The sequence below is a fragment of the Pseudomonas sp. S2_C11 genome, assembly GCF_054668395.1.
In genome coordinates this window covers 402,017-419,876 of the sequence record NZ_CP162765.1, presented here as the reverse complement: position 1 = coordinate 419,876, position 17,860 = coordinate 402,017, and the positions used below count along the sequence as shown (strand labels likewise).

Genomic DNA, 17,860 nt, shown 5'->3' with positions numbered 1-17,860 from the left:
GCCCGCGTAACAAGGCGGTAACACACGCAATTGACTTCCTGTTGGCTCATCACGACTATAGGCGTCCCGCTGCCGCCAACCCGGCATGAACGGGCGCAATCCAGGCCTTTCAAAGCACGACACAAGACCGTGCGCCTGAGTAGATGAAGAATCACGCGCGTGACTCGCAGCAGTTTCCAGAGCGCCTGAACGAGGATTTTTTACATGCCAGCCATCACCCTGACCACGCTCCAGAGCCTCAAGCAGAAAGGTGAAAAAATCACCATGCTGACCTGCTATGACGCGACCTTCGCCCATGCCTGCAATGAGGCCGGTGTCGAAGTGCTGCTGGTCGGCGACTCCCTCGGCATGGTCCTGCAGGGGCACGACAGCACCCTGCCAGTGACCACGGCGGAAATGGCCTATCACGTCGCCAGCGTCAAGCGTGGCAATGGCGATGCCCTGATCCTCGCCGACCTGCCGTTCATGGCCAACGCCACCCTCGAACAGACCATGAACAACAGCGCCATGCTGATGCAGGCCGGTGCGCACATGGTCAAGGTCGAAGGTCAGCTGTGGCTGGCGGAGTCGATCCGTCTGCTCGCCGAACGTGGAGTGCCGGTGTGCGCGCACATGGGCCTGACGCCGCAAGCAGTGAACATTCTCGGTGGCTATAAAGTGCAGGGCCGCAATGAGAACCAGGCGCGGCAGATGCGTGCCGATGCGATCGCGCTGGAGCAGGCCGGTGCGGCCATGCTGTTGCTCGAGTGCGTGCCGAGCGAACTGGCGGCAGAAATCAGCCAGGCCGTGGGCATTCCGGTGATCGGCATCGGTGCCGGCAACGCTACCGACGGCCAGGTGCTGGTATTGCACGACATGCTCGGCCTGTCGATCAGCGGCCGCGTACCCAAATTCGTCAAGAACTTCATGCAAGGTCAGGACAGCATCCAGGCCGCGCTGAAGGCTTACGTCAGTGAAGTCAAAGCCACCACGTTTCCCGGCATCGAACACGGATTCTCTGCATGAACACCGTCAAAACCGTACGCGAACTGCGTGCCGCCGTCGCCCGCGCGCGCAGTGAAGGCAAGCGCATCGGCTTCGTGCCGACCATGGGCAACCTGCACAGCGGCCACGTCGCATTGATCACCAAAGCTACCCAGCGAGTGGATTTCGTCGTCGCGAGTATTTTCGTCAACCCGCTGCAGTTCGGCGCCGGCGAAGACCTCGACAAATACCCGCGCACCCTCGCCGCCGATCAGGAAAAGCTCCTCGAAGCCGGTTGCGACCTGCTGTTCGCGCCGACGGTTGAAGAGATGTACCCGGACGGCATGGCCGGCCAAACCAGGGTCAGCGTGCCGCAATTGTCCGAAGGCCTGTGTGGTGCCAGCCGTCCGGGGCACTTCGAAGGTGTGGCGACCGTAGTCAGCAAGCTGTTCAACATGGTCCAACCGGACCTGGCGATCTTCGGCCAGAAGGATTACCAGCAACTGGCGGTGATCCGCGCACTGGTGCATGACCTGAACATGCCGATCCAGATCATCGGCGAGCCAACCGTACGTGCTGCGGACGGTCTGGCGCTGTCGTCGCGCAACGGCTTCCTCAGTGAAGACCAGCGCGCCGTGGCACCGGTGGTGTATCGCGTGCTGAGCAGCATCGCCGAATCGATCAAACAAGGTGAGCGTGATTACCCAGCGCTGATCGCTGCGCAGTTGCAGGTGCTGGAAGCGGCGGGGCTGCGTCCGGACTATCTGGAGATCCGTCATGGCCTGACCTTGCGTCCGGCGACGGCGGAAGACCGCGATCTGGTGATTCTGGTAGCGGCGTTCCTCGGCACCACGCGGTTGATCGACAACCTGCACCTGAATCTCGATAGCCAGATTTAAGCAGCAACGAATTTCCCTGTGGGAGCGAGCCTGCTCGCGAAGGCGGTGTATCAGCGACTTATAAGTTGCCTGACACCACGCCTTCGCGAGCAGGCTCGCTCCCACATGTGTTTCCGGTGCATGCCGGTTGGGCGAAAGTCTTCCGGGCACCTCCGTTTGTCGGCCAGATTCCTCTGCGGATGTTAAAAAAGTACAGGGATCTGGTCAGACAAAGTCAAGACAGAACGCAGCGCGAGGTTTACTGTATTCGCCCTGTGTCCAGATCTCGTGTCGACGCAGTTGATCCCATGCGCTAAAACCCGTGGTTGATCTGTACCGTGTTCAAAAGGCCGTTCAAGTAAAAAGGAAAACCGCAGCGATGGCGTACTACCGCACTCCTCACGACGTTACCGCTCTGCCCGCCTGGCAAGCGTTGAAAGATCACCGCCAAGCCATGCAGGATTTCAGCATGCGCGAAGCCTTCAACGCCGATCCGCAGCGTTTCAATCAGTTCACCCTCAGCAGCTGCGGTCTGTTTCTCGACTATTCGAAGAATTTGATCAACGCCGAGACCCGCAACCTGCTCGTGGGCCTGGCCAATGAAGTCGATCTGAAGGGCGCGATCAAAGCGTTGTTCGACGGCGAAATCGTCAATGCCTCCGAAGGCCGCCCGGCACTGCACACCGCCCTGCGCCGCCCGGTCGGCGACAAATTGTCGGTCAACGGCGTCAACGTGATGCCGGAAGTGCACAAGGTGCTGAACCAGATCACCGATCTGGTTGGCCGAATTCATGATGGCTTGTGGCGCGGTTACACCGAGAAGCCGATCACCGACGTGGTCAACATTGGCATCGGCGGCTCGTTCCTCGGCCCTGAGCTGGTGTCCGAAGCACTGCTGTCCTACGCGCAGAAAGGCGTACGTTGCCACTATCTGGCAAACATCGACGGCAGCGAATTCCATGAGCTGACGCAGAAACTGCGCGCCGAGACCACGCTGTTCATCGTTTCGTCGAAGTCGTTCAACACTCTCGAAACCCTGAAGAACGCGCAGGCCGCACGCGCCTGGTACCTGGCGCAGGGCGGCTCGGAAGCCGAGCTGTATCGCCACTTCATCGCTGTGTCGAGCAACAATGCCGCCGCTGTGGCCTTCGGGATCCGCGAAGAAAACATCTTCCCGATGTGGGACTGGGTCGGCGGGCGTTACTCGCTGTGGTCGGCCATCGGTTTGCCGATCGCCCTGGCCATCGGCATGTCCAACTTCAAGGAACTGCTGTCCGGTGCCTACACCATGGACCAGCATTTCCAGACCGCGCCGTTCGAACAGAACATGCCGGTGCTGCTGGCCCTGCTCGGCGTCTGGTATGGCAACTTCTGGGGTGCGCAAAGCCACGCGATCCTGCCGTACGACCACTACCTGCGCAACATCACCAAGCACTTGCAACAGCTGGACATGGAGTCCAACGGCAAGAGCGTGCGTCAGGACGGCACCTCGGTGTCGACCGATACCGGCCCGGTGATCTGGGGCGGCGTCGGCTGCAACGGTCAGCACGCTTATCACCAGTTGCTGCACCAGGGCACCCAATTGATCCCGGCCGACTTCATCGTGCCGATCGTCAGCTTCAACCCGGTTTCCGACCATCACCAGTGGCTGTACGCCAACTGCCTGTCGCAGAGCCAGGCGCTGATGCTCGGCAAGACCCTGCCGGAAGCTGAAGCCGAACTGCGCGACAAAGGCATGGGCGAAGACGACGTGCGCAAACTGGCGCCGCACAAGGTGATCCCGGGCAATCGTCCGAGCAACACCCTGGTGGTCGAACGCATCAGCCCGCGTCGCCTCGGCGCCCTGGTTGCGATGTACGAGCACAAAGTGTTCGTGCAAAGCGTGGTCTGGGGCATCAACGCCTTCGACCAATGGGGTGTGGAACTGGGCAAGGAATTGGGCAAAGGCGTATACAACCGTCTGGTCGGCAGCGACGAGACCGTGGCTGACGATGCCTCGACTCAAGGCCTGATCAACTACTTCCGCGGGCGCCATCGCGGCTGATAAAAGCCTTCGGGCACAACGCTGTTCCCCTGTGGGAGCGAGCCTTCTCGCGAAAGCGGTTCTTCATTCAACACCTTCGTTGACTGACATTCCGCCTTCGCGAGCAGGCTCGCTCCCACAGTTGTTTTGGCACATGACTTGAACCTGTGCAGCGCTCGGCGCATCTTTATTCGTGTCGCACCACAAGAATAAGGAACCGTCATGTTCGATATCAGCACGTTCCCCAAAGCCGATGCCGTGCGCCAGGCCGCTCAGTTGAGCCAGGACGAGTATCGGCGCCTGTACCGCGAATCGATTGAACACCCCAGTGCCTTCTGGGCCGAGCAGGCCACGCGTTTTCTCGATTGGAGCACGCCGTGGCAGACCGTCCAGCGCTATGACCTGAAAACCGGTGAAGCGGCGTGGTTTGCCGGCGGCAAGCTCAACGTCAGCTACAACTGCATCGACCGTCACCTCGAACAACGCGGCGAGCAGACCGCCCTCCTCTGGGAAGGCGACGATCCTGCCGAATCGGCGCAGATCACTTACAACAAACTCCATCACCACGTCTGCCGTCTGGCCAACGTACTGAAAAGCCGTGGCGTGAAGAAAGGCGATCGGGTGTGCATCTACATGCCGATGATCCCCGAAGCCGCCTACGCCATGCTCGCCTGCGCGCGAATCGGTGCGATCCATTCGGTAGTGTTTGGCGGATTTTCCCCGGATTCCTTGCGTGATCGAATCCTCGACGCCGACTGCCGTACCGTGATCACGGCCGATGAAGGCGTGCGCGGCGGCCGCTTCGTGCCGCTGAAAAACAACGTCGACAAAGCCCTGCAAAGTTGCCCGAAGGTCAGCACCGTGGTGGTGGTCGAGCGCACGCAGGGCCAGGTCGATTGGGTCGAGGGCCGTGACCTCTGGTACCACCAGGCCGTGCGTGAGGTCAGCGACGACTGCCCGCCGGAACCGATGGACGCTGAAGACCCGCTGTTCATCCTCTACACCTCCGGCAGCACCGGCAAACCCAAAGGCGTGCTGCACACTACCGGCGGCTATCTGCTGCAAGCGGCGATGACCTTCAAATACGTGCTGGATTACCGCGATGGCGAAGTGTTCTGGTGCACCGCCGACGTCGGCTGGGTCACCGGCCACAGTTACATCGTCTACGGGCCGCTGGCCAACGGTGCGACCACACTGATGTTCGAAGGCGTGCCGAGCTACCCGAGCAGTTCGCGCTTCTGGCAGGTCATCGACAAGCACAAGGTGAACATTTTCTACACCGCGCCCACCGCCCTGCGCGCGCTGATGCGCGAAGGCGCCGGACCGTTGAAGGAAACGTCGCGCGCCAGCCTCAGATTGCTCGGCAGCGTCGGTGAGCCGATCAACCCGGAAGCGTGGGAATGGTATTTCAATGCTGTCGGTGAACAGCGCTGCCCGATTGTCGACACGTGGTGGCAGACCGAAACCGGCGGCATCATGCTCAGCCCGCTGGTCAGCGCCCAACGGATCAAACCGGGCTGCGCGACGCAACCGATGTTTGGCGTGCAACCGGTGTTGCTTGACGAAGTCGGCAAGGAAATCAGAGGCGCCGGCAGCGGCGTGCTGGCGATCAAATCCAGCTGGCCGGCGCAGATTCGCAGCGTCTACGGCGATCCGCAGCGGATGATCGACACCTACTTCAAGCCCTATCCCGGCTATTACTTCACCGGCGACGGCGCCCGCCGTGACGAGGACGGCGATTACTGGATCACCGGACGCATCGATGATGTGATCAACGTCTCCGGCCACCGCATCGGCACCGCCGAAGTGGAGAGCGCCCTGGTGCTGCACGACAGCATCGCCGAGGCCGCCGTGGTCGGTTATCCCCACGACGTCAAAGGCCAGGGCATCTACGCGTTCGTGACGCCAATGAACGGCACCGAGGCCAACGAAGAGCTGAAGAAAGACCTGCTGGCGCATGTCAGCAAGGAGATCGGCAGCTTCGCCAAACCGGACCTGATCCAGTGGGCGCCGGCATTGCCGAAGACCCGTTCGGGCAAGATCATGCGGCGGATTCTGCGCAAGATTGCCTGCAATGAGCTCGACAGCCTTGGCGATACTTCGACCCTGGCAGATCCGAGTGTGGTGCAGGACCTCGTCGACAAGCGGCTCAATACTTGAGAGCTGCAAGTTTCTAGCTAGAGGCTGCAAGCTAAAGCGGTCCGCGCAGCTTTTCGCTTTTAGCTTGCAGCTAGAAACTTGCCGCTTGTAGCTCCCCGACTGCTAAGCTTCGCGTTTTTTCAGCAAGGCGCCCGCATGTCTTCCTTGAATCAGGCGCTGCGCGCCGCCCTCGATCAACGCCAGGACCTGCTCGCTGCGCTGCACAGCCAGGGCACCGATTGCTATCGGCTGTTCCACGGCAGCCAGGAAGGTGCCGGCGGGCTGACCATCGACCGCTACGGCCCGCAACTGCTGGTGCAGAGTTTTCACCAGACGCTCGAACGTGACGACCTGCTGCAACTGCACGCCATGGTCAACCAGACGCTGGGCTTCGACACCCTGCTGGTCTACAACGACCGCTCTCGGGGCAATTCGCGGATCGATCGCGAGGACAGCGTCTATAAAGCCGATGACGCCGCACTGGCGGATCTGGTCGGGCATGAATGGGGCCTGAACTACCGCGTGCGCGGGCGTCATGCCGGGCAGGATCCGCTGCTGTTCCTCGACCTGCGCAACACCCGTGGCTGGGTCAAGAATCATGCGCAAGGCAAAAGCGTGCTCAACCTGTTCGCTTACACCTGTGGCGTAGGTCTCAGTGCTGCGGCAGGCGGTGCGCGCGAGGTGTGCAACCTGGACTTTGCCGAGGGCAATCTGGCGGTCGGTCGGGAGAATGGATTGCTCAACCCGCAACTGCCGGAGATGCAATTCATTCAGTCCGATTACTTTCCTGCGATCCGCCAGCTCGCTGGCCTGCCGATCAGCCAGCGGCGCGGGCAGAAGCTGCCGAGCTATCAGCGCCTCGAACAGCGCCAATACGATCTGGTCCTGCTCGACCCGCCGGCGTGGGCCAAAAGTGCGTTCGGCACCGTCGATCTGCTGCGCGATTATCAGAGCCTGCTCAAACCCGCGCTGCTGACCACCGCTGACAACGGCGTACTGATCTGCTGCAACAACCTGGCGAAAGTCAGCATGGACGACTGGCGCGAACAAGTGCTGCGCTGCGCCGAAAAGGCCGGCCGCCCAGTGCGCGAATGGAGCGTGATGACCCCGGGTGCGGACTTCCCCTCGCGGGACCAGCAGCCACCGTTGAAGACACTGATTTTGCAGCTCTAATCCCTCAAGCATGAGCGATTACATTCCCCTGTGGGAGCGAGCCTGCTCGCGAAAGCGCAGTGTCAGTCGACTTGTTTTTCACTGAACCAGCGCATTCGCGAGCAGGCTCACTCCTACAATGGGTATCTGTTCCTACAGAAATTTCTGAACAATCCTGTCCCACATCAAGCACTTCGGAACCAGAATCGCGTGCCATACTCCAAGGCACTCCGATTCAGACAGATGAAGCCGCACATGCCCAAAGGATTGATTCGCGCGATTGGCGCACTGCTGACAGCCCTGGCCCTCTACAGCCTGCTGGGGTTTCTGATCCTGCCGGGCATTGCCTTGCGCGTGGCCAACCAGCAACTGGCGAACTACGCGACGGTGCCGGCGCATCTGCAGCGCATCGAACTCAACCCGTTCAGCCTTGAGGTCACCCTGTGGGGTTTGATCATCGGCGAACCGGGCAAGGAGCAGGTCGGCTTCGATCGCCTCTATGCCAACCTGCAAATCGACAGCCTGTGGACCAAAGCGCTGCATCTGTCCGACATCGAACTGGACAAACCCAAAAGCGAAATCCTCTTCGCCAAGGACGGCAAGCTCAACCTGCTCGGCCTGTTCAACGTGCCGCCGAGCGAGCCGACACCCGCCGATCCCGACGCCAAGCCATTCCCGCTGCGTATCGACAACATCAAACTGGCCGGCGGCGTGGTGCATTTCGAGGATATGCGGCCCAGCGAGCCGATCGAATTTCTTTACGACGACCTCAGTTTCGAGCTGAAAAACCTCAGCACTTTGCCCGAAGACAGCGCCGACATGACCCTCGTCGCCATCGGCCCCGCTGGCGGGAGGATCGACTGGACCGGCAATTTCAGCCTGATCCCGTTCACCTCCGAAGGCACCCTGAAAGTCACCGATGGCCAGATGAAATCCTTCTGGCCCTACGTGCGTGACGCCGTGCCGCTGGTGCTGGAAAACGGCGTGGTCAGCCTCAGCACCGAGTACAAACTCAACCTGTCGAAACAGACCGAACTGCTGCTGAACAACGTCGCGGTGAGCATTGCGCCGTTCGCCATCAAGGCTCCGGACGGACGTCCGCTGGCCAGGCTAGAACGCCTCGACGTCAGCGAAACCTCGCTCGACCTGGCAAAGCAGCAAGTGGTGGTCGGCAAGATCCGCAGCAACAAACTGGAAACCTGGGCGGCGCTGGAAGCCGACGGCCAACTGGACTGGCAGAAGTTGTTCGCCAGCCAACCGTCGAAACCGGCTGCCAAAGCCGCTGCCGAACCGGCGGAAACACCTGCCGCCGCCGACTCGCCGAAACCTGAGCCAAGCGCCCCGAGCAAGCCATGGCAGGTGCTGGTCAAAGATGTGCAACTGCGCAACTACACGGTTCATCTGGCCGACCGCTCGGCGCAACCGGCGGTAGCGCTGGACATCACTCCGCTGAACGTCGACCTGCAGGATTTCGACAGCCTCAACGGCTCGCCTTTCAAGCTCAAGCTCGACAGCGGCCTGGGCAAGCAAGGCAAGATCAGCGCCGACGGCACGGTCAATCTGGCCCCGGTCAACGCGCAGCTCAACGTGAAAACCCAGGACGTCGACTTGCGTGTCGCGCAGTCCTATATCAACCCGTTCATTCGCCTGGAACTGCGCAGCGGCATGCTCGGCAGTGACCTCAAGGTCAACCTGAAAAGCACCGAACCACTGGCCCTCAGCGTCACCGGCCGCGCGCAGATCGATCAACTGCACACCCTCGATACGCTGAAGACCCGCGATTTTCTCAAATGGCAGCAAGTCGTGGTCGACGGCATCAACTATCAGCACGGCGACAGCCTGTCGATCGACAAGGTCAACCTGTTGCAGCCCTATGTGCGCTTCATGATCAACGACGATCGCACCACCAACGTCGACGACCTGCTGATCCCGCAACCGGCCGACAGCGGTGCAAAAAGCACCGCAGCCAAACCGGCCGGCAAGGACAAACCACTGGGCATTCACATCGGCGCGATTGCGATCAACGACGGCTCGGCCAACTTCGCCGACTTCAGCCTGACGCCGAATTTCGCCACCGCCGTGCAGCAGCTCAACGGTCAGATCGGCACCATTGACAGTCGTCAGGCAAAACCGGCCAGCGTCGACATCAAAGGCAAGGTCGACCGTTATGCGCCGGTGACCATCAAGGGTGCGGTCAATCCGTTCGACCCGATGGCCAGCCTCGACATCGCCACCAGTTTCAAGCGCGTCGAACTGACGACCCTGACGCCCTACTCCGGCAAATTCGCCGGCTACCGCATCCGCAAGGGCCGGCTCAACCTAGATCTGCACTACCTGATTACCAAGGGCCAATTGAAAGCCGAGAACAAAGTCGTCGTCGAGCAGCTGCAACTGGGCGAGAAGGTCGACAGCCCTGATGCAGTGAGTCTGCCGCTGAAGCTGGCGATCGCCCTGCTCAAGGACGTCGACGGCAAGATCTCCATCGAATTGCCAGTGACCGGCGACCTGAATAATCCGCAGTTCAGCGTGATGCCGATCGTCTGGCAGACCCTGCGCAATCTGATCGTCAAAGCGGCCGCCGCACCGTTCAAGATGATCGGCGGGCTGGTCAGTGGCGGCGGCTCCGAAGATCTTGGCACGGTGTCCTTCGCGCCGGGCTCCAGCGATCTGAGCAAAGACGCCGAAACGGCGCTGGTGAAACTGTCGCAGGCACTCAAGGAACGTCCGGCGCTGCGCCTGGAAATCGAAGGCACTGCCGCGAAGAGCAGCGATGGGCCACTGCTCGCCGAACAACGTCTGGAACGCGAATATCAGTACAACTACTACAAGATGCTCCAGCGCCGTGGCGACAAAGTCCCGGCCCAGGCCTCGCTGTTGCAAGTGCCCGAAAGCGAGAAAGGCGCGTTGCTCGAAGGCATCTACCGCACCCGCTTGAAAACCCAGCCACCGGCTGAATGGAAAGACCTGGGCAAGGAAGAACGCACGGCGAAAATGCGCCAGGGCGTGATCGCGTTCTGGAGTGGCAGCGAGGTGCTGTTGCGCCAGTTGGGCCAGGATCGCGCCAGCACCATCAAGGATTACCTGGTCGACAAGGGCAAGCTCGAGGATGACCGCGTGTACTTCATCGACGCCAACCTCGGCGAGGCCGAAAGCGATGGCCGCGTGGTGACGCAAATGCACCTGGATGCCGAATGACCGTGCGTAACTGGTTGATGGCGCTCGCTCTGACCTGCGCCGCCGGCCATGCGTCGGCGTCGGATACATTGCGCTGCGGCAGCCAATTGATCAGCCTCGGCGACCGCGCCAGCGAAGTGCTGCAAAAATGCGGCGAGCCGGTCAGCCGCGATGTGCTCGGCTACAAGCGCAGTGCCAATCGCCGCGAAGAGTTTCAGGTCGAGGAATGGACCTACGGACCAAACAACGGCATGTATCAATACCTGCGCTTCGAAGGCAATCGCCTGCGGCAGATCAACAGCAAACGCGGTAACTAAGCCGAACGAAATTCACCCTGTGGGAGCGAGCCTGCTCGCGAATACGGTCTGTCTACTGACGAACTTGTCGGCTGACACTACGCATTCGCGAGCAGGCTCGCTCCCACATTGGTATTGCCCAAATAGAACAGGCCCCGACACAAGTGCCGGGGCCTGTAATGGTCACATCCGTGTGACCGTTCGCATGAACTCTAAAGTTGCGACAGACGTATTGCTCGGCCCGTCTGTCGCGTCTTCTCCCGGTTCAGGCGAGAAGTCTTGCCTTACTCGGCTTTCAGGCCGTCAGCAGAAACTGCTTTAACGCCTTTGATCTTTTTGGTGATCGCGACAGCGGAAGCTTTCTGAGCGTCTGTTACTGCTACGTCAGAAGACAGGGAAACTACACCTTTGTTGGTTTCGACTTTGATGTCGGTGCCTGGAATACCTTTTTCGGTAACCAGATCGCTTTTCACTTTGGTGGTGATCCAAGTGTCGGAAGTAGCTTCTTTAGCCTCGGTAACTTCACCAGCAGCCAGAACCATTGGCGACTGGGTAGCCTGAGCGGACTGGGCGAAAGCGCCACCAGCCATGGTCAGGGTCAGAGCGGTAGCAGCGGCAGTGATAGCGAACTTCTTCATACGAGTAACTCCTGTTTTTACTGGAAGTCTGCTGTAACGCTTGTCAGCAGGGTTACCGGATATATTGCGAACGCTGTGCCAACTTTTTTTGCCATATAAATTCTTTTAAAAACAATGAGTTATGAAAAATGCCAATTTTCATTTTCATGCAAAATGCATGACTCGCTCAATCTTCGCATGCAAGTTGCGGTTTTTTGGAAAGTTCATAAGCTGCTGAAATTATTGGAGCTTTTGTAGACAGGTGACCATACGAAAATGCCCCGCAGTGCGGGGCATTCGCTTTGTACTCAGTTAAACGCCAGGGCAACTGGTCGTCGTGTATTCCTTGGAACCGGAGAAGCCGCAAGACCAACCCGCGGTCGCACTACGAGTCAAGGTGATCGTCTGGCCAAGAACCGGAGCCGGAGCATTAAGCAACTTGCAAGTAATCGTCCCGGTACCGTCAGCCACTTTGCCACTCACACCCATTGTGCAGTTTTGAGTGGCACCTACGTTTGCGTTGACGTTAGCCAAAGTTGGATCACCAGATCCCGCGTTGATCACGTCTTCGAAATTGACTTTGAGGGCGGAAACTTCGGCAATACCCGCCGTCACCTTCGACCGCGCCTGATACTTCGAATACTGCGGCAGGGCGATAGTCGCCAGAATGCCGATGATCGCCACAACGATCAGCAGCTCGATCAATGTGAAACCTTGTTGTTTTTTCATAGACACGCTCCATGCATGAGTCGAAATCTCATGATCTGAACAAGGCTCAGCACAGCCCATGCCAACGCCTTTCAGGCCCCGCCTGCTGGGCGCGCGCAATCGCCTGCGCCGTTTCCTACAACCCGCAACCGCACTATCTGACACTTTTTGTCACCTGCACCGGCCGTGTTTGGCGCTGTCACTTGACTAGGCTATAAGTCATGAACGGCAAGCGTGCGGAATCCCCATGAATGACATCGCTCTGAGCGGTCTGGCCAAGCAATTGGTCCAGGCCGAACTGCTCACGGAAACAAGCGCCCGGCAATCCTGGGCGCAGGCCCAGCGCAATCGCGTGTCGCTGGTCAATTACCTGGTGCACAACAAACTGGTCAACAGCCGGCAGATCGCCGAGATCGCTTCCGAACATTTCGGCATGGCCCTGCTCGATCTGCATTGCCTCGACAAGGAGACTCAGCCCAAGGGGCTGGTCAGTGAAAAACTGGTTCGTCAGCATTGCGCCCTGCCCTTGTGGCGGCGCGGCAACAAACTGTTCGTGGGCCTTTCCGACCCAAGCAATCAGCAGGCGATCAGCGACATCCAGTTCAGCACCGGCCTGAGCACCGAAGCGATCCTGGTCGAGGACGACAAACTCAGCGACGCCATCGACAAGTTCTTCGACAGCCACGCCTCGGGTCTGGAAGAAATGGCCGATGTCGATCTCGACGGCCTCGACGTCGAGTCCATTGATGACAACAAACAGGACGTGATCGGCGGCCTCGATGCCGACGACGCCCCGGTCGTGCGCTTCGTGCACAAAATGCTGCTCGATGCGATCAAGAGCGGCTCTTCCGACCTGCACTTCGAACCCTACGAAAAAAACTACCGGGTGCGCATGCGCACCGACGGCATGCTGCGCGAGGTGGCCAAGCCGCCGATCCAGCTGGCCGGGCGTATTGCCGCGCGCCTGAAGGTGATGGCCAGTCTGGATATTTCCGAACGACGCAAACCCCAGGACGGGCGGATCAAGATGCGCCTGTCGAAAAGCAAATCCATCGATTTTCGCGTCAACACCTTGCCGACCCTGTGGGGCGAAAAAGTGGTGATCCGGATTCTCGACCCGTCCAGTGCACAAATGGGCATCGACGCCTTGGGTTACGAAGCCGAGCAAAAGGCTTTGTACCTGGCCGCGCTGAAACAGCCGCAAGGAATGATTCTGGTCACCGGCCCCACCGGCTCCGGTAAAACCGTGTCGCTGTACACCGGGCTGAATATCCTCAACACCGTCGACATCAATATTTCCACCGCCGAAGACCCGGTGGAAATCAACATGGAAGGCATCAATCAGGTCAACGTCAATCCCCGCCAAGGGCTGGACTTTGCCCAGGCGCTGCGCTCGTTTCTGCGTCAGGACCCGGACGTGATCATGGTCGGCGAGATCCGCGATCTGGAAACCGCCGAGATCGCAATCAAGGCTGCGCAGACCGGCCACCTGGTGCTGTCGACCCTGCACACCAATAGCGCAGCGGAAACCCTGACACGCCTGCACAACATGGGCATTCCCGGTTTCAACATCGCCACCTCGGTCAGCCTGATCATCGCCCAGCGTCTGGCGCGCAAGTTGTGCGCACACTGCAAGCGGCCGCTGGAGATCCCGCACGAAACCTTGCTCAAGGAAGGCTTCCCCGAGGAACGCATCGGCCATTTCACGATCTACGAGCCGGTCGGTTGCGATCACTGCAATGGCGGTTACAAAGGACGCGTGGGGATTTATGAAGTGGTAAAGAACACACCGGACCTGCAACGGTTGATCATGGCCGAGGGCAATTCGCTGGAAATCGATATTCAGATGCGCCGCGACGGCTTCGCCGATCTGCGCACTTCCGGGCTGCACAAGGCCATGCAAGGCATCACCAGCCTTGAGGAAATCAACCGGGTCACCAAGGATTGAACATGGCGGTCAAGGCAGCGAAAGTCAGCGTTTACGCCTGGGAAGGCACGGACCGCAAAGGCAGTAAAGTCAGCGGCGAGTTGAGCGGACAGAACCCCGCACTGATCAAGGCGCAACTGCGCAAACAGGGGATAAACCCGGGCAAGGTGCGCAAGAAATCCGCCTCCCTGCTGACCTTGGGCAAACGCATCAAACCGCAGGACATCGCCCTGTTCACCCGGCAGATGGCGACCATGATGAAGGCCGGCGTGCCGCTGTTGCAGTCCTTCGACATCATCGGCGAAGGCTTCGAAAACCCGGCCATGCGCAAACTGGTCGACGAGGTCAAACAGGAGGTCGCGGCCGGTAACAGCTTCGCTACGGCCCTGCGCAAGAAACCGCAATACTTCGACGAGTTGTACTGCAATCTGGTCGACGCCGGCGAACAGTCTGGCGCCCTCGACACCTTGCTTGAACGGGTCGCGACCTATAAGGAAAAAAGCGAAGCGCTCAAGGCCAAGATCAAGAAAGCCATGACCTACCCCACCGCCGTGGTGCTGGTGGCGGCAGTGGTAACAGGCATTCTGCTGGTCAAAGTGGTGCCGCAGTTCCAGTCGGTGTTTTCCGGGTTCGGCGCAGAACTGCCGGGCTTCACCCTGATGATCATCAGCCTGTCGGAATTCATGCAGCAGTGGTGGTGGGCCATTCTTTTTGCGCTGGTGGCAGCGTTTTTCGGCACTCGCCACGCGTTGAAGACTTCGCAGGCCCTGCGCGACCGGCGCGATGCCTGGCTGCTGAAGCTGCCACTGGTGGGCACCTTGATGTACAAGTCCGCCGTCGCACGTTTTGCCCGCACCCTGTCGACCACATTCGCAGCCGGTGTGCCGCTGGTGGAAGCACTGGATTCGGTCGCCGGTGCCACCGGCAATGTGGTGTTCAAGCGCGCGGTGTTGCGGGTGCGGCAGGACGTCTCGACCGGCATGCAACTGAATTTCTCCATGCGCAGCACCGGTGTGTTTCCCAACATGGCGGTGCAGATGACCGCCATCGGCGAGGAATCGGGCGCGCTGGATGACATGCTCGACAAGGTCGCCGGTTTTTATGAAGCGGAAGTCGATAACATGGTCGACAACCTCACCAGCCTGATGGAGCCGTTCATCATGGTGGTGCTGGGGGTCATCGTCGGTGGACTGGTGGTGGCCATGTACCTGCCGATCTTCCAGCTCGGCTCAGCGATCTGACATGCCTATCGACGAACTGTTTGCCGTGTATCCGCTGGCCTTTGTGGTCAGCGCGCTGCTGCTCGGGCTGGTGGTCGGCAGCTTCCTCAACGTAGTGGTCTGGCGCCTGCCGAAGATGCTCGAGCGCGACTGGCGCCAGCAGGCCCATGATGTGCTCGGCCTGCCCACTGAAACGCCTGTGCCGACCTACAACCTGATGCTGCCGCACTCCGCTTGCCCGCATTGCGGACACCGGATCCGCCCGTGGGAAAATATTCCGCTGCTCAGTTATCTGCTGCTGCGCGGTCGCTGCTCGGCCTGCTCGGCGCCGATCAGCAAACGTTACCCGCTGACCGAACTGGCCTGCGGCCTGCTGTCGGCATTCATCGCCTGGCATCTGGGCTTCGGCTGGCCGGCGGGCTTGCTGATTTTGCTGACGTGGGGCTTGCTGGCGATGAGTCTGATCGACTGCGAACATCAGCTGCTGCCCGATGTGCTGGTGCTGCCGCTGCTGTGGCTGGGGCTGATCGTCAACAGCTTCGGCGTGTTCGTGGCGTTGCCCGATGCATTGTGGGGCGCAGTGGCGGGTTATCTGGCGCTGTGGTCGGTGTTCTGGCTGTTCAAACTGCTCACCGGCAAGGACGGCATCGGTCATGGCGATTTCAAGCTGTTGGCCTTGCTTGGCGCTTGGGGTGGCTGGCAGATTCTGCCGCTGACGATTCTGTTGTCATCCTTGGTGGGAGCGATTTTGGGCGTCGTCATGCTGCGTCTGCGCGCCCAGGCAACCTCGACGCCGATCCCCTTCGGACCCTTTCTGGCAATTGCCGGCTGGATTGCCTTGCTCTGGGGTGGTCAAATAACCGACTTCTATTGGCAGTCTGTCGGTTTGAAATGAATACCCCTGTGGAAAAACCCTGGATCCTCGGCCTGACCGGCGGCATCGGCAGCGGCAAAAGCGCGGCGGCGCAGCACTTCATCGACCTCGGCGTGCACGTGGTGGATGCCGATCATGCGGCGCGCTGGGTAGTCGAACCGGGGCGTCCGGCGCTGGCGAAAATCGCCGAGCATTTCGGTTCCGGCGTGTTGCAGGCCGACTGCACGCTGGACCGTGCCGCCCTGCGCAAACTGATTTTTGAAGACCCTGAACAGCGGCGTTGGCTCGAAGCGCTGCTGCATCCGTTGATCGGCGAAGAAATCGCTCATCATCTGGCGCAGGCAAAATCGCCTTACGCGATTCTGGTTTCACCGCTGCTGATCGAGTCCGGGCAATACGCGATGACTCAGCGCATCCTGGTCATCGATGCGCCGCAACAACTGCAGATCGAACGCACCTTGCAGCGTGACCAGACCAGCGAAGCGCAGGTGCAGGCGATCCTCAAGGCGCAATCGAGCCGTGAAGACCGTGTGAGCCGTGCCGACGACGTGATCGTCAACGATCGCGACCTCGCCTGGCTGCACAGCGAGGTCGAGCGTCTGCATCACTTTTATCTGACTTTATCCGGAGGCCAAGCATGAGCCAGATTCCAACCGTTGAATGCCCGACCTGCGGCGCCCCCGTCGAATTCACCCCGGCGAACAAATTCCGTCCGTTCTGCTCCGACCGCTGCAAATTGATCGACCTCGGCGCCTGGGCCTCGGAAGAGCACAAGATTCCTGTCGCCCCGGATGCCGAAGACGAGCTGTTTTCCGGCGATTTCGATCCGCGTCACTGATCGCTGATCAGGGCCGCATAAAGCCGTAGTCCTGACTGTCGTCGAGGTTCTCCGCGAGAAAGCGCAACTCGTCGGCCAGGTCTTCGGCATTGCGCACTGCCTTGCTCTGCTGCACCACGGCGCTGAGCAGGGCGCGCAAACTCAGGCCCGGGTCAAAGCCCACTTCCTGCGCCAGCTCCAGACTCTGCCGGGTTTCCTGCCGCGCCCATTCATAAACGCCCATGCCACTGCTCCTGAAGGGATTTGCGCGAGCATGAAATCTCTGCGGCATGGCCGGTTTGATGTGGATCAAGACTTCGGATCGTCGTCCTTCCACGGCGCCGAAAGGTAGCGGGTGCGGTTGAAGGTCTCCAGCCATTCCGGGCAGAACACCACCAATGCACTGACGACCATGCCGTTGATAAAAGCCTCGGGAAACAGCAGCAACCACAGGTAGCCGACGAAATCTTCCAGCCATTCCGGCATGGCGAAGAGGCCGTCGTACCACAGCAGCGTCAGGCTGAGGATCAGGCACAACAGGCCGGACAACGCGGCGGCGAAGAAGCCGGAACAGAAGATGTAAACGAACGGATTTCGTGGCTGCGCGCGTTCGACCAGAATCGCCACGCACTCGGTGATCAGCACTGGCAGCAGAATCAGCAACGCGCCATTGACGCCCACCGCAGCCAGGTCCTGACGCCCCAAAAGCACCAGGCCAATCTGCGCAACCAGCCCGCCGACAATCGCCAGCGGCCAATCGAGCAGCAGCGTCACCGCGGTCATGCCGATGAAGTGATAAGACACACCGGTGTCGAAATCCCTGCGCACCAGCCACAGCAGAAACAGCGCGAACACCGTGCCGAACAGCAAGTGCTGCCGACGACTGTCGCTGAACAGCTCGACCCATGGCGCACGCATGATCGCCCAGAGCAGCGCCGGCAGATAAATCAGCCAGCCGAGTGTCAGGCTTGCCGTTGAAAGCAGTTCGGCACCGATCATGATTCCCTCACCTGCTACTCGACACGCTTTTTTGTAGGAGCTGCCGAAGGCTGCGATCTTTTGATCTTGTTTA

General features: G+C 60.0%; 16 protein-coding genes. 12 read left to right on the top strand and 4 right to left on the bottom strand.

Annotated elements, in window-relative coordinates; translation table 11 throughout:
• The first annotated feature begins 204 nt into the window (after positions 1-204).
• From panB to AB4N48_RS01970, 7 genes are all read left to right on the top strand, one after another.
• Positions 205-1,005, top strand: coding sequence for a 3-methyl-2-oxobutanoate hydroxymethyltransferase (gene panB, locus AB4N48_RS02000; RefSeq protein WP_150638516.1), 801 nt, complete (start codon positions 205-207; stop codon positions 1,003-1,005).
• Positions 1,002-1,862: a pantoate--beta-alanine ligase gene (gene panC / locus AB4N48_RS01995; protein ID WP_460094720.1), complete on the top strand. Its 861-nt coding sequence runs from the start codon at positions 1,002-1,004 to the stop codon at positions 1,860-1,862. Before panB ends, panC begins: the two co-directional genes overlap by 4 nt.
• A 358-nt stretch (positions 1,863-2,220) precedes the next feature.
• Entirely contained in the window at positions 2,221-3,885 is a 1,665-nt protein-coding gene (gene pgi, locus AB4N48_RS01990; protein WP_016773160.1) for a glucose-6-phosphate isomerase, read from the top strand.
• A gap of 201 nt (positions 3,886-4,086) precedes the next feature.
• Complete coding sequence (acs, locus tag AB4N48_RS01985) at positions 4,087-6,024, top strand: acetate--CoA ligase (RefSeq protein WP_460094719.1); 1,938 nt, start codon at positions 4,087-4,089, stop codon at positions 6,022-6,024.
• 135 nt (positions 6,025-6,159) lie between these two features.
• A complete protein-coding gene (locus AB4N48_RS01980; RefSeq protein ID WP_460094718.1) occupies positions 6,160-7,176 on the top strand; it encodes a class I SAM-dependent rRNA methyltransferase in 1,017 nt (338 codons plus the stop codon).
• A gap of 222 nt (positions 7,177-7,398) precedes the next feature.
• Positions 7,399-10,350: a DUF748 domain-containing protein gene (locus AB4N48_RS01975; protein WP_460094717.1), complete on the top strand. Its 2,952-nt coding sequence runs from the start codon at positions 7,399-7,401 to the stop codon at positions 10,348-10,350.
• Entirely contained in the window at positions 10,347-10,646 is a 300-nt protein-coding gene (locus AB4N48_RS01970) for a DUF2845 domain-containing protein (RefSeq protein WP_252878910.1), read from the top strand. The genes AB4N48_RS01975 and AB4N48_RS01970 overlap by 4 nt, the downstream gene beginning before the upstream one ends.
• Before the next feature lie 263 nt (positions 10,647-10,909).
• Here the strand turns inward: AB4N48_RS01970 and AB4N48_RS01965 are convergent, their stop codons facing one another.
• Entirely contained in the window at positions 10,910-11,263 is a 354-nt protein-coding gene (locus AB4N48_RS01965) for a BON domain-containing protein (RefSeq protein ID WP_315435464.1), read from the bottom strand.
• Between the two features lie 291 nt (positions 11,264-11,554).
• On the bottom strand, positions 11,555-11,971 hold the full coding sequence (locus AB4N48_RS01960; RefSeq protein WP_071173630.1) for a pilin: 417 nt from the start codon (positions 11,969-11,971) through the stop codon (positions 11,555-11,557).
• Between the two features lie 226 nt (positions 11,972-12,197).
• Between AB4N48_RS01960 and pilB the strand changes: the two genes are divergently transcribed.
• The 5 genes from pilB to yacG are packed head-to-tail and all read left to right on the top strand — an operon-like array spanning position 12,198 to position 16,809.
• Positions 12,198-13,898: a type IV-A pilus assembly ATPase PilB gene (pilB, locus tag AB4N48_RS01955; RefSeq protein ID WP_056790439.1), complete on the top strand. Its 1,701-nt coding sequence runs from the start codon at positions 12,198-12,200 to the stop codon at positions 13,896-13,898.
• 2 nt (positions 13,899-13,900) lie between these two features.
• Positions 13,901-15,118, top strand: coding sequence for a type II secretion system F family protein (locus tag AB4N48_RS01950; RefSeq protein WP_095181835.1), 1,218 nt, complete (start codon positions 13,901-13,903; stop codon positions 15,116-15,118).
• Between the two features lies 1 nt (position 15,119).
• On the top strand, positions 15,120-15,992 hold the full coding sequence (locus AB4N48_RS01945; protein ID WP_130900966.1) for a prepilin peptidase: 873 nt from the start codon (positions 15,120-15,122) through the stop codon (positions 15,990-15,992).
• Positions 15,989-16,612 carry a dephospho-CoA kinase gene (gene coaE, locus AB4N48_RS01940; RefSeq protein WP_460094714.1) on the top strand — a complete coding sequence of 208 codons (624 nt, stop codon included), beginning with the start codon at positions 15,989-15,991 and terminating at the stop codon, positions 16,610-16,612. Before AB4N48_RS01945 ends, coaE begins: the two co-directional genes overlap by 4 nt.
• Positions 16,609-16,809, top strand: a complete 201-nt coding sequence (gene yacG / locus AB4N48_RS01935; RefSeq protein ID WP_016773149.1) for a DNA gyrase inhibitor YacG — start codon at positions 16,609-16,611, stop codon at positions 16,807-16,809. Before coaE ends, yacG begins: the two co-directional genes overlap by 4 nt.
• Positions 16,810-16,816: 7 nt before the next feature.
• Here the strand turns inward: yacG and AB4N48_RS01930 are convergent, their stop codons facing one another.
• Together AB4N48_RS01930 and AB4N48_RS01925 are read right to left on the bottom strand one after the other, a co-directional pair.
• Complete coding sequence (locus tag AB4N48_RS01930; protein ID WP_016773148.1) at positions 16,817-17,032, bottom strand: hypothetical protein; 216 nt, start codon at positions 17,030-17,032, stop codon at positions 16,817-16,819.
• Positions 17,033-17,097: 65 nt separating this feature from the next.
• Positions 17,098-17,787 carry an energy-coupling factor ABC transporter permease gene (locus tag AB4N48_RS01925; protein WP_041477814.1) on the bottom strand — a complete coding sequence of 230 codons (690 nt, stop codon included), beginning with the start codon at positions 17,785-17,787 and terminating at the stop codon, positions 17,098-17,100.
• Between the last annotated feature and the right edge of the window lie 73 nt (positions 17,788-17,860).